Consider the following 12,234-nt stretch of genomic DNA (forward strand, 5'->3'; position numbering starts at 1 on the left):
CATCGAAGAAGATATCATGCAAATAGCACTCAACATACTCTCGCTGACCTCCTTCTACATGTGCTTCGCGCTGGGCCTTGCACTTGTCTTCGGGGTCATGCGGGTCATCAATTTCGCGCATGGCGAATTCTACATGATCGGCGCCTACAGTGCGTTCCTGTGTGTCTCTCTGATCGGGCCGACTACAGGGGCCCTGCCGGCCTATGTCATGAGCTTCTTTGCGGCGGCGATCGTCACGGGCGTGCTGGGTGTGTTGCTATACCTCGTCGTTGTCCGGAAACTGATCGACAAGCCCCTGACCATCTTCATCGCGACGCTGGCCCTGTCCTATATGCTGCAGGTCGTCGTCGTGGAATTGTTCGGGCCGGTCGGCCGCAGTCTGCCGTCACCGATCCCGGGGATCGTGCGGATCGGCGGAGCCATCCTGCCGTGGTCGCGGGTCTTCGTTATTGTCGCGATATCGGCGTTGACTGTCGGGCTTTGGTTTCTGTTGATGCGGTCCGATATCGGGCGACGGGTCAGGGCCGTCGCCCAAAACCCAAGGGGGGCCGTTCTGCAAGGGGTCAGCGTAGACCGGGTCGGCATGATGACCCTTGTCCTTGGGTCGATGATCGCCGGAGTGTCGGGCGCCATCATGGCGCCGATTGGCGGGATAACCCCGTTCATGGGGGCCGCGGCGCTCTGGAAAGCGTTCATCATCATCATCGTAGGGGGGATCGGCAGTATCTGGGGCGCGGTTGCGGCGGCGTTGCTGTTTGGGGCCATCGACACCTTCATGACGGTCGCAGGGGCCGGGCGTTACCTTGCCCTGACCAACGCGGTGATCATGCTGGGCGTTCTCAGCGTCATGCCTTCCGGCCTGTTTGGCGAGAAGGAGTAAGCCGATGCAGCTTTTCGCAAAACTGGATTCGCCCCGCACAGTGGTGTTGGATCTCGTCACGGTGTTGGCCGTCATTGCAGGCGTCTCGGTGTTGGCAGCCGTCGGGTCGTCGTACCTGCAAGGAGCGCTGGTCATCTTTTCGATCAATGCAATTCTCGTCATCTCCTATCGCACCATCACGACGATGGGAGGCTGGTCGTTTGCGCATGTGGCCATCATGGGGGTCGGGGGCTATGCGGTGGCGGTGCTGTCCAAGCCGCCGCTGGAGATCCCCGTAGCTCTGACATTCATTGTGGGCGGTCTTGCCGCCGGCGTGGTGTCGGCATTGCTGGCCTATCCGGTGCTGCGGACCCGTCAGTACTATTTCTTCCTGTCGACCTTCGCGGCCGGAGAGGCCCTGCGGCAGTGTTTTATCCAGTTCCGGCAACTGACCGGGGGCACGTCGGGGATTGCGTTCATCGAGTATCCGGCTTTCATCCAGTCGGGAGATACGGCGCAGTTCCTGGCTCTGGTTCTGGGGGCATTCTTTCTGCTGGGGCTGTTGTATCTGATGTTCGATGCCTCGGAGATCGGCATGAAGATCCGGGCTGTCGGATTGGACGAGACGCTATCCCAGTCGCTCGGCATGAACCCCTGGCGCTTGCGCGCGCTGGCCTTCGTGCTTGGTTCTGTCGGGGCGGGTGTCGCCGGAGGTTTGCTCGTCAGCTACAATGGCATCGTTGCACCGGCCGATTTCAGCCCCGAACTGATGTTCAAGATCGTCGCCGCCTGCATCGTTGGCGGAACCAAGCGGCTGTACGGGCCGATCCTTGGGCTTGTTTTTCTGACCTTTGTCGAGGAGGCCTTCCGCGGCGTGCCCGAGTATGTGCCGTTCGTCTGGGGCGGGTTGGTTCTGGCTGCCACGCTCTATGCTCCCAGTGGGTTGGAGGGCTTGGTCGATAGGTTGCGGTCACTTCTTGTGCGGAGGAACCGTCATGCTTGAGGCGAAGGGATTGTCGCGCAGTTTCGGCAGGTTGGTTGCCGTGGACCAGCTTGACCTGTCGGTGGGGCGCGGAACCATACACGGGCTTATCGGGCCCAACGGGTCGGGCAAATCAACGACCATGAACCTCATCAGCGGATCGCTGAAGCCCAGTGCCGGACAGGTGTTCCTCAATGATGGCCGTATCGACGGCAGGCACCAGGACGCGCTGGCACAGGAAGGTCTGATACGTACGTTTCAGCTAACGCGGGTCTATGCGGAGCTTACCGTATTTGAAGCAGTGCGCCTTGGGGCGCTGGCCAGGAACCGCGGGACCCTGGACTGGCGCGCAGTGTTGCCATTTCCCAAGCGTGGCCCCAGCGCGGATCGCACAATGCAGGCGATCGAGAAGATGGGCCTCGGAGATGTCGCGAACCAGATGGCCGGGAGCCTGCCGGGTGGGCGGCAACGCGTGCTTTCAATTGCGACCGCACTGGCTGCTTCCCCTCAATGTCTTCTTCTGGATGAACCGCTGGCGGGGTTGAACGCCACCGAAAAGGCCGATGTAGCGACGCGCATCGAGCTGCTGCGCGACGAGGGCATCACGATATTGCTGGTGGAGCACGATATGAAATCGGTCATGCGTTTGTGCGACCGCGTCACGGTCATCAATTTTGGCCAGCGCATCGCGGAAGGTGCGCCGGCGGAGATCGGCAGGAACGAGGCCGTTATCAAAGCCTATCTCGGGGAAAAGGGGGCGCGTCATGCTGCGGGTTGATGGCCTCACACTCGGATATGGGGGCATTCGGGCATTGGAGAACGCTTCGATTGACGTGCGCGAAAACACCGTCACGACGCTGGTCGGAAGTAACGGCGCGGGCAAGTCGACCCTGATGAAGGGCATCATGGGCCTCATGGCCCCTTTGGCGGGCGAGGTGCGTCTGGACGGGGAGCGGCTATCGGGGCTGTCGACCAGTCAGATCGTGGCGCAAGGTGTCGTCCTCGTGCCGGAAGGGAGAGAGCTGTTCCCGAGGATGACGGTTCTGGAAAACCTGCAAGTCGGCGCCAGCCTTGGTGGGGACGGAACCCGGAAAAAAAGAAATCTCGATACCGTCACGGAGCTGTTTCCCGTGCTGGGCCGGAAACTGTCGATGGCGGCCAGGAACCTCAGCGGTGGCGAGCAGCAGATGCTTGCGGTTGGGCGGGCGCTGATGGCGTCACCTCGGTTCCTGTTACTTGATGAGCCGTCGATCGGGCTGGCGCCTCTGGTCGAAGAACAGCTCATGGCCTCTATACGGCAGGTCTCTAACGAGCTGGGTCTTGGGGTTCTGCTGGTGGAACAGAACGCGATGCTGGCGCTCGAGAATTCCTACTGGGCCTATGTCATCGAACTTGGCCGTATTACGAAGTCGGCTGCTTCTGCGGATCTGGTGGAAGATCCGAGTATCGTCGATGCCTATCTCGGTGGCTGATCAACGAGCGGTTCCCCAGAACATGAACCCAAACATCAGGAGAATGAATTGAGGATATTCGAGGAGGCCGATCGCGCACTTCTGCCCGCCTTCAAACGGGAGTTCGTCGAGGTCGAAGGCGTTGCCATCCTGGCGCTTGTCGCCGGTCAGGGCGAGCCGCTACTGATGCTGCACGGCGACCCGCAGACGCATTTATGCTGGCACAAGATCGCGCCGTATCTGGCGCGCGACTTTACGGTCGTGCTGCCGGATCTTCGCGGCCGCGGAGAGGGAAACATCGCGGAGCCGACTGAAGATCACCGCAACTACACCAAGCGCGCGATGGCGCAGGAGCAGTTGCAGTTGATGAAGGCCCTGGGCTTCGAAAGCTTTTACCTTGTGGGGCACGATCGTGGCGCCCGTACGGCCCGGCGCATGGCGCTGGATCATCCGCACGCAGTTCGCAAGCTTGCGGTTCTTGATATCATCCCGGAGCTGAATTTTTACGATCGGCTCGATGCGGAACTTGCGCAGGATTACTTCTACTTCAATTTCCTGACGCAACCCGCCCCCATCCCTGAGAAGATGATTGCCGGAGACCCCGAGACCTTCATGCGCACGATGATGCTGGGTTTGTCGGAGGACGTCGTCGACTACGACCCCTTGGCCATGGCAGCCTACCTCGCGTCTTCGACACGCCCTGACGCGATTGTCGCGATGTGTGAATGTTTCCGGGCCGGGTTTCACGTCGATCGCGACCACGACCGGCAGGACATCGAAGCGGGTCGTCGGATCACGTGTCCGACCTTGGTCGGGTGGGGCGAAAAAGGAGTGATCGGGAAGCATTTCGATATGCAGAACGTGTGGAACTCATGGTGCGATGATACACGGTTTGTGCCGTTGCCGAGTGGTCATTTCATCCCGGAAGAAGCCCCGATGGAGACGCTTGCCGCAATACGCGCATTCCTGAAGTAGACTTGTTGCCGGGGCGTTCCAACCTTTCCGCCATGCCTTGAGGCGCTCGTAAACTATGTCGAGCTCGCCCTTCGTTTCGCGGAGGGAGCGAGACAGAACGGCGTGCGCCGGCATCCCGGCTCAATTTTCATGTGTTCGAGAACGCAGCGCACTTGACCTTCCGCGATCAGTTTCGATAAATGAGAAAAATAACGAAAAATGAAAAGGGCTATCATGTCTTACCCGTCGAAAGCCATCCAGCGTTTCTACCTCCCGAACGGGGCGTCTTCCTTGCCGGAAGTGTCTCATGGGGATGGGATATACCTTTGGGACACAAATGGTGCGCGTTACATGGACGCCTCTTCCGGTCCGGTGGTGAACAACATCGGCCACGCCAACAAGCGCGTCATTTCCGCGATGACTCGGCAGGCCGGGCGCGTTGCTTATGCAAGCAGAGCACATTTCGAGAATGCGCCGAACCGTGAACTGGCTGAAAAGGTAACAGCGCTTGCCGGGGATGGTTTCGACCAGGCTTATGTGGTGTCAGGAGGGTCGGAAGCCATCGAGGCCGCAATCAAGCTCGCCAAACAATACGTGGAAGCCATCGGTCAGTCAGAACGATCCATCGTTCTGGCGAGGAACCCGAGTTATCATGGCGCAACCCTGGGGGCGGCCGCGGTCACCGGAGATGCGATGTCGCGCAAGCTATTTGCCGACCTGATGAACCCCCAACCTCTTGTTCCGACGCCTTTTACTTACAGGGTTCCGGATAACTTCTCGTCGGAAAGCCATGCCCGTCACTGTGCGCAAGCCCTCGCCGACGAGATCGAAAGGGTCGGGGCAGACAAAGTGCTGGCCTTCCTGATGGAGCCGGTAGGCGGTCTGGCGACCGGGGCACTTGTCGCGCCTGACATCTATTACACGGAGGTCAGAAAGATCTGTGACCGTTACGGCATTCTCCTGATCTTCGACGAGGTGATGAGCGGGGCAGGCCGGACCGGGGCATTTCTGGCGGCGCATCACTGGCCTGATTGCCGCCCGGATATCGTTGTTTTGGCAAAGGGCGTCGCGGCGGGATACACACCCTTGGGTATCGTGCTGGCGCCCGATCAAATCGTCGAGCCGGTCGCCAACGGCGGAGGGTTCAGCCACGGACATACATATGCTGCCAATCCGCTGTCCTGTGCGGTGGCGTCCGAAGTCATTTCCGTTCTCGAAGAAGATGAGCTCATTGCCAATGCCGACGTCGTGGGAGAGTTCTTGAAAGCCGGTCTTTGGGGGGTGGCAGAGGAATGCCCCATCATTGGCGACGTACGGGGGAAGGGGTTGCTCATGGCGGTGGAGCTGGTCCGGGATCGAGAGACCAAATCCATTTTTCCGGCGGATGCCAACGTGATCGGCCGCACGGTTGCAGTCGGTATGGAAGAGGGCCTTGCCCTTTACGCGCGCCGGACTTCCGGCGGGGTCTTTGGGGAATGGCTGATGATTTCTCCGCCTCTGATTACGTCCAAGTCGCAGGCCGAGGAATTGTGCGACCGGTTGAGTCGCACATTGAAACGGGTTTCCGAGGAAATGGTTCCTTATCTGTGATCTCAGGCTGGGCGCCTGAGAAACAGCCTTCCATATCCGGGTACGGCATCATGAATGTCTGCATAGTGCAGGGCGCGCCAGAATGTCGCCTGGTTGCCTGTCACCGCTGGCCGGTCAAGAGTTTGTTCGATGGCATCGATCGCCCCGATAGAGCGGAAGCCGGCGCCGCCGAGAACCACCGCCTGGGCGGCGTCACAGGTCTGTTCGGTGCACCATGTGTACACATCCTGGGACTTGGCATCGCAGAATTCGCTTTCGATTTTCGCAACTCCATGTTGAACGACATCAAGGCCGAGGGACTGGAAGTACTCAACACCGAGCGCGTCGACATCTTCCTGGTACCAGGGCGGGTGGAAGAGAGCGATCCTGGAGGCGCCCAGTGCCTTGAGCGCGTCGACAATGGCCAACGCCTGAATGACGATCGGTATGCCACCGCCGGCGTCCGTCAGCCGGTCCCGCAGGGCGAGATCGGCCTCCTTGCCGAGAAGATAGCTGCTTGACGTGAACGCGTGAACGATCGCGTTGGGTCGAAGCGCGGCCAACAGCCCCACCGCTTCATCGATTTTCGGCGGCGCGACATAGGATTCCGCGCTTTCCCGGTCGACCGTTTCCGAGGAACCCCCGTTCAGGCCGTACGGAACCCGGGTGGTGTGGATGGACACGCCGGGAGGTGTGAGCATGCGCATTTCCGACTCTGGCACCGGATCGAGATGTGCCTCCAAAATTCCGATACGTGCCCTGCGACCATTTCCATCCGGCTTGAACATTTTTTCGCTCATTTTTCGAGTTTTATCTCGAAAAATGATATCATCAGGAGGGGCGTCGAACAACCTTGGTGGTTCTATTGGAGGACGGATTCGGGGTTCAGTTCACCGCGCAGCCGGATTTCGAGCATGGCGGACAGACTTGCTGCGCCGCTTTGCGCCATGGCTTCCAGTTCCTGCCGTGCGTCACCGAGAATGCGTCTTCGCGTGCCGGTGACACAGATCGCGAACTTCACCGGGTAATTGTCGGTTACAAGCGCGGATGCGATCGCGGCGAAACCCTCAAGGTCTTCCTCGTCACAGATCGCGAGGTTCCTTCGGCGGACCTCTTCGAGGTGGCGGTCAAGCTCTGCTTTCTCGACAATCGTTGCGTCGGTTAGTCGGGTCAAACGGGCGCCGAGCAGGGATTTACGCTCTGCCGGGGAGAGATGCGCGAGAATGGCTTTGCCGCTGGCACCGGCGTGAGGCACGACAGGGGCACCCGGGATGACGTAGGCTTGCACCTCGGTATTCGGGGCGGCGAAGCAGATGCTCTGGATCTTTCCGTCTTTCAGTTCAGCCACGAACCAGGCGGCGCCGCTTTGGGCCGCAAACTTTTCCAATATCGGCTTGCTCATGCTGCTGAGCCAGGATGCCGTGGCGCCCGCATGGAGGAGGCCCAGTATGCGGCGCCCAAGCACGTATTTGAGCGGTGCCTCTTCTGACAGTTTCAAAGCGCCAGACGCGGTCAGTGCGCGCACCAGTCGGTGCACGGTTGGTTTCGGAAGATTCAGGTGCGTGGCGATTTCATTCGCGGTTGCACCGTCAGAAAGCCCCGATACAAACTCGAGCACCCGGAGGTAACGTTCCAGTGGTTTGTCGCCAGATGTTTCTTCGGGTGCGTCACTGCTCACAAAATTCCTCGCGCGATCAACCAATCCTTCACGTCCAGATAAGTCATCACAATTCTGACGCCGCCGCAACGACGAACGGGTAGGGGAAAGCGGGGCATCCTGGTCGTGGCGAAGATCGAATCCACCGCTTTCCCGGTTGCCACGGCATCGGCAACCTTCTTGCCAAAGAGCGCGCCGATCGGCGTACCTGCAAAGTTGTAGCCGGATGCGAAGAACAGCCCATTTCTTTCTCCCACATGGGGCATCAGGTCATACGTGCCTGCACATTTGCCGGACCATAGGCGACTGACCCTGACATCTTCGAGTTCGGGAAAAACCCGGCACATTCTTCGGTGCAGATACCAGGCCATGTCCAAGGGGTTTTCCGGGTTCGCACCGGTTCGGCCGCCGAACAACAGCCGGTTCTCGCCCGGCGCCAGGTGAAAGTAATCGAGATTGGTGTTGCTGTCGGTGCATCCTCTGTTCGTCGGCAGCAGGCGCTGGAGGAGTTGCGGCGAAAGTTCTTCGGTGGCGAGCATGTGGCCGCTGAAAGGCGCCAGGCGCGGCTTCAACCATGGCATTTCGGTGTCGTTATAGCCATTGGTTGCGATGAGCACTCGGCGCGCCCGAATGGTTCCACGCGTTGTGTGGGCCATGAAACCGTTCCCGGTTTGCTTCAGGCTTTCCAGCTTCGTATGGGCGTGAAACCGCGCCCCGGCGCTTCGGGCACGAGCGACGAAACCGGAATGAAATAGACCGGGGTGAAACTTGGTGAGGCCGGGGATCAATACGGCACCGTGGTAATGGCTCGTGCCGACCTCGCGGTGGATGTCGGCTTCCGGGATCACCTCGTATGGTGTTCCGAATTGGCGATGCAGATCGTCGAATGTGCCGATCATCTTGCCCAGGTGAGCGGGGGAGGTCGCCATGACCAGACGACCCGAGGGTTCCAAGGCACAGTCGATCCCCAGTTCCTGGATCAATGAGGTTACGAAATCAAAGGCATGATTGACCTCCTTGAAGGCGGCGTCCGCGAAACCTGCGCCGTGGGATTTGGCGAGGGTCGTGAATGTCTTCTTCAACGTTCGACTGAGAAATCCGGCGTTGCGCCTTACTGCTCCGCTGCCGATCAAGTTTGCGTCGATGACGTCGGACTGGTGCCCAAGCCGCGCCAAGTGATAGGCGGCACTTGTTCCGGTTACGCCGCTTCCGACGATCAGAACATCCGTGGAGTCGGGAAAGCCATCTGAATGGTCCTCTGGTGGGGCGGACGTCCACCAGTAGGGTTCCTGCAGGAAGTCGCTGCTCAACAGGCGTCTGGCCGCAGAGGTTATCGACACGTTCTTAACTTCGATATCTTGGCCTAGCATTCCAACCTCAACGATCGATTTGGCAGTTGCCGGGCTTCAAAGCCCATGCGCGGAGCTTTCTGCGAACCGTGCAACGGGCGGGCCGACCTCGCGGGACACCTTCACGTCCAGGATGGCGGCGCGGCCGGAATCCTTTGACCTTTCGATGGCGGGCTGGAGGTCCGACAGGTCGGTTACCGTTTCGCCATGCGCGCCGAACCCCCTGGCAATTGCGCAGAAGTCGTTATCCTCGAAGTCGGTGATCTCGGGCAGGCATGCGTTGCCAATGGATCCTTGCCGCTGTGCGTCATAGGAAAAACCGAACCCGGCATTGTTCATCACGATGGTCACCGTCGGGAGGTTCAGCCGGCAGGCCGTTTCGAGGTCGGCGAGGTGGTACCCGAGGCCGCCGTCGCCGGTTATGCAAACCACGTGACGGTCATTGCAAGTTGCCAGCTTGGCCCCCATCGCGCCGGGAAAAGCCCAGCCAAGCGACCCTGCGGCGCGCAGGTGCTGGCGGCCGGGCGTGTGCTGGTCCATCAATGTCGCCGCCCATGCCGCCATGTACCCGGTATCGGAGACGATGACGTCATCTTTAAGCGTCGCATCGAGGACCTGCATGACAGACACCGGGTTCAGGCGGCCGCCAAGCGTCGGGGTGTCGGCGAATGCCTTGTACTTCCGGCGCCAGTTTTCCATGGCGCCTCTGACGGCTTCCAGCCATGATGTTCGATCCTTCTGGGGCTCGTCCTCAATCGCGCTTTGAAGGGCCTCCAGACCGGCGTTTGCGTCGGCCAGCAAGGGAACCGTATTGGGGTAGGTTCGGCCGAAATTCGTCGGTTCGATATCGATATGAACGATACGGCAATCGCGTGCGGGGCAGGCGAAGCTGTCTGTTCCCATGGACCCCATGCGTGTTCCGATTGCCAAAACACAATCGCTTTCGGCGATGATTGAATTGGCGGCGCTACGCCCGTACCGCCCGGACACGCCGAGGGAAAGGGAGTCGGTTTCCGGAAATGCCCCCTTACCGGACATGGTGGTGGCAACGGGGATGTCGAAGCGCCGCGCGAAATCTGTCAAACGATCCCAGGCATGTGCGGCGAGAATTCCGCCGCCCGCGAGAATGACCGGGCGCTCAGCGGACGCCAGATGTTGCGCCGCTCGGCAGGCATCATCCGGATTGGCGGGGCAAGCGCGGGACTGAAGGGAGCTGAGTGCGAATTCCTGCAGCCAGCTGCCTTTCACGTCGCGCGTATACCAGTCCATCGGAATGCCAAGGTAGCTGGGGCCGGCATTTCCCGAAAGAGCGGCGCGGATGGCCATGGGCAGGACGTCGAAGATCCGGTCCGGAGATGGCAGCATTTCGCACCATTTGGTCACCGGCCGAATCGAGGGGATCTGGTCGAGCTCCTGGTAGTCGTGGCTTAGCGCCGTCGAGGAATTGGCCGCGCTGTTGATGGCGATGACCGGGCTGTTGGCCCAAAAGGCATCGACCATGCCAAATGGCAAGGCTGAGGTGCCACAACCCGCCTGAGCCGTGCCGAACGTCGGCTTGCCCGTCATTCGGGCATAGGCGTCTGCCATCGCGAAGGCGGATCGTTCGGACCGGGCAAGGATTGGCTTGATGCCATGCCGCCGGTTTGCTTCGATCAGTGGCTCCTGCGGGCCGCCGGTCAGAGTGAAGATGTACTTGGCGCCGCTTATGGCCATGATGTCGGCGATCGCTTGTGAAAGATTCATCGAGGGGACATCGGTGGTCATTTTGCGATCCAAGTGGTTTTGAGGTCGGTGTATTTCGAAAGGGCGTGCAGGGATTTGTCGCGCCCGAAGCCGGACTGCTTGAACCCGCCGAAGGGTACCGTGACGTTTGCATCGTCGAAATTGTTGATCCAGACGGTACCGGCATGCAGCCGCTTAGAGGCCGTCAACGCCTCGTCCAGATCGTCAGTCCAGATGCCGGCACCGAGGCCGTAGATGCTGTCGTTGGCGATCGCGATAGCTTCGTCCAACGTGTCGAAGGAGATGGTTGCGAGGACGGGGCCGAAGATTTCGTCCCGGGCTATCGTCATGTCATTCGAGACGTTGTCGAAAATTGTCGGTTCGACGAAATAGCCGCCGCTATCCTTGCGGACCTGTTTGCCACCCATTACGAGGTCTGCACCCTCGCTGCGACCGGCTTCGATGTAAGACAACACGCGTTCCATTTGCGGGCGGCTGACAATCGCGCCAAGCTTGGTTGTGGTCAGGAACGGGTCATCGGGTATCAGGTCTGAAGAGGCCTCGCGGACGAGGGCGAGGAATTCCTGCTTGATCTGACGGTCTACCAGCAGACGTGACCCGGCATTGCACACCTGACCCTGATTGAAGAAGATGCCGGTTGCCACGGCCGCGGCCGCCTTTTTCAGGTCTTTGCAATTCCTGGTGACGATGTGAGGCGACTTCCCCCCGCATTCGGGCCAGATGCGCTTCATGTTGCTCTGACCCGAGTAGGTGAGGAAGAGCTTGCCAACCTCGGCCGATCCGGTGAAGCCGATGGCGTCGACGCCGGGATGAAGGCCGAGCGCCTTCCCGACGGTTTCCCCGTACCCCGGCACGATGTTCAGCACGCCTTCCGGGATGCCCGCTTCCAGCGCCAGCTGACCGAGCCGAAGCGCCGACAAGGGGGACTGTTCCGCCGGCTTCAGGATGACGCTGTTTCCGGTCGCCAGTGCTGGGCCGATTTTCCAGACGGTCATCAGCAAGGGCAGATTCCATGGGACGACGGCGCCGATGACACCGAGCGGTTCATGCTCGACAAAGCCGAGGGAGTTGTCATCGGAGGGCGCGACTTCGCCGTAAACCTTGTCGGCTGCTTCGGCAAACCAGGCCAGTGTGTTGCAGGACGCGGGGATATCTACGTTGCGCGCATCGTTTATGGGTTTGCCGACGCAGAGTGTTTCCAGCAATGCCAGTTCTTCAGCATGATCGCGCATGAGGCCGGCGAGGCGCATCAGGGTGGTTTTGCGTTCCGTCGCCGAGATCCGGGACCATGCACCCGCCTCGAACGCCCGGCGCGCAGACTTTTCAGCCAGATCGACATCTTCCGGCCCGCAGTGGGTTATGTCGACATGGGTCTTCCCCGTCGAAGGGTCGATCACGTTGAACGACTCGCCCGAGAGTGATTGGCACAGATCTCCTCCGACTATTGCCTTGTCCTGTATCGTCAGGTCGTCGAGCAGGTGCCGGTGGTTTGTCATTGATTTCGTCATTTTCCCTTGCCTTTGATTCCAAAAAACGCAACTAATCTCGATTAGTGATACTTGCTCGCGGTGATGTCAATCGGTGCTTGCGGGTTAAGTGCAAGGTAAATGAACGTTGACAATATGTGATCAAGGACAAATGATGTTTGATCAAGAATCACAAAACAGGGA

11 protein-coding genes are annotated in these 12,234 nt (G+C 59.9%); 6 read left to right on the top strand and 5 right to left on the bottom strand.

What is annotated here, in order from left to right; all coding sequences use genetic code 11:
- Nucleotides 1-16 precede the first annotated feature (16 nt).
- From RIdsm_RS04785 to RIdsm_RS04810, 6 genes are all read left to right on the top strand, one after another.
- Nucleotides 17-880 (top strand): branched-chain amino acid ABC transporter permease, encoded by an 864-nt coding sequence (locus RIdsm_RS04785; protein WP_201455588.1) that lies wholly within the window; start codon nucleotides 17-19, stop codon nucleotides 878-880.
- Between the two features lie 4 nt (nucleotides 881-884).
- Nucleotides 885-1,862: a branched-chain amino acid ABC transporter permease gene (locus RIdsm_RS04790; protein WP_057819662.1), complete on the top strand. Its 978-nt coding sequence runs from the start codon at nucleotides 885-887 to the stop codon at nucleotides 1,860-1,862.
- The gene (locus RIdsm_RS04795; protein WP_057819664.1) at nucleotides 1,855-2,619 is read left to right on the top strand and encodes an ABC transporter ATP-binding protein; all 765 of its coding nucleotides are present in this window, start codon (nucleotides 1,855-1,857) and stop codon (nucleotides 2,617-2,619) included. Before RIdsm_RS04790 ends, RIdsm_RS04795 begins: the two co-directional genes overlap by 8 nt.
- On the top strand, nucleotides 2,606-3,313 hold the full coding sequence (locus RIdsm_RS04800; protein ID WP_057819666.1) for an ABC transporter ATP-binding protein: 708 nt from the start codon (nucleotides 2,606-2,608) through the stop codon (nucleotides 3,311-3,313). The genes RIdsm_RS04795 and RIdsm_RS04800 overlap by 14 nt, the downstream gene beginning before the upstream one ends.
- Nucleotides 3,314-3,361: 48 nt before the next feature.
- Nucleotides 3,362-4,267: an alpha/beta fold hydrolase gene (locus RIdsm_RS04805; RefSeq protein ID WP_082647496.1), complete on the top strand. Its 906-nt coding sequence runs from the start codon at nucleotides 3,362-3,364 to the stop codon at nucleotides 4,265-4,267.
- Nucleotides 4,268-4,480: 213 nt separating this feature from the next.
- Nucleotides 4,481-5,836: an aminotransferase family protein gene (locus RIdsm_RS04810; RefSeq protein ID WP_201455589.1), complete on the top strand. Its 1,356-nt coding sequence runs from the start codon at nucleotides 4,481-4,483 to the stop codon at nucleotides 5,834-5,836.
- Nucleotides 5,837-5,838: 2 nt separating this feature from the next.
- On the opposite strand, the gene RIdsm_RS04815 is transcribed toward RIdsm_RS04810, so the two are convergent.
- The 5 genes from RIdsm_RS04815 to RIdsm_RS04835 form a co-directional block, all read right to left on the bottom strand.
- Nucleotides 5,839-6,615: a maleate cis-trans isomerase family protein gene (locus RIdsm_RS04815; RefSeq protein ID WP_143100479.1), complete on the bottom strand. Its 777-nt coding sequence runs from the start codon at nucleotides 6,613-6,615 to the stop codon at nucleotides 5,839-5,841.
- Nucleotides 6,616-6,677: 62 nt separating this feature from the next.
- The gene (locus RIdsm_RS04820) at nucleotides 6,678-7,493 is read right to left on the bottom strand and encodes an IclR family transcriptional regulator (protein WP_057819671.1); all 816 of its coding nucleotides are present in this window, start codon (nucleotides 7,491-7,493) and stop codon (nucleotides 6,678-6,680) included.
- Entirely contained in the window at nucleotides 7,490-8,782 is a 1,293-nt protein-coding gene (locus RIdsm_RS04825) for an NAD(P)/FAD-dependent oxidoreductase (RefSeq protein ID WP_160325878.1), read from the bottom strand. Before RIdsm_RS04825 ends, RIdsm_RS04820 begins: the two co-directional genes overlap by 4 nt.
- Before the next feature lie 96 nt (nucleotides 8,783-8,878).
- Nucleotides 8,879-10,585 carry a thiamine pyrophosphate-binding protein gene (locus tag RIdsm_RS04830; RefSeq protein ID WP_057819674.1) on the bottom strand — a complete coding sequence of 569 codons (1,707 nt, stop codon included), beginning with the start codon at nucleotides 10,583-10,585 and terminating at the stop codon, nucleotides 8,879-8,881.
- Nucleotides 10,582-12,060 carry an aldehyde dehydrogenase gene (locus RIdsm_RS04835; protein WP_236553378.1) on the bottom strand — a complete coding sequence of 493 codons (1,479 nt, stop codon included), beginning with the start codon at nucleotides 12,058-12,060 and terminating at the stop codon, nucleotides 10,582-10,584. The genes RIdsm_RS04830 and RIdsm_RS04835 overlap by 4 nt, the downstream gene beginning before the upstream one ends.
- Between the last annotated feature and the right edge of the window lie 174 nt (nucleotides 12,061-12,234).

Origin of the sequence: Roseovarius indicus (assembly GCF_008728195.1) — a bacterium.
GTDB lineage: Bacteria > Pseudomonadota > Alphaproteobacteria > Rhodobacterales > Rhodobacteraceae > Roseovarius > Roseovarius indicus.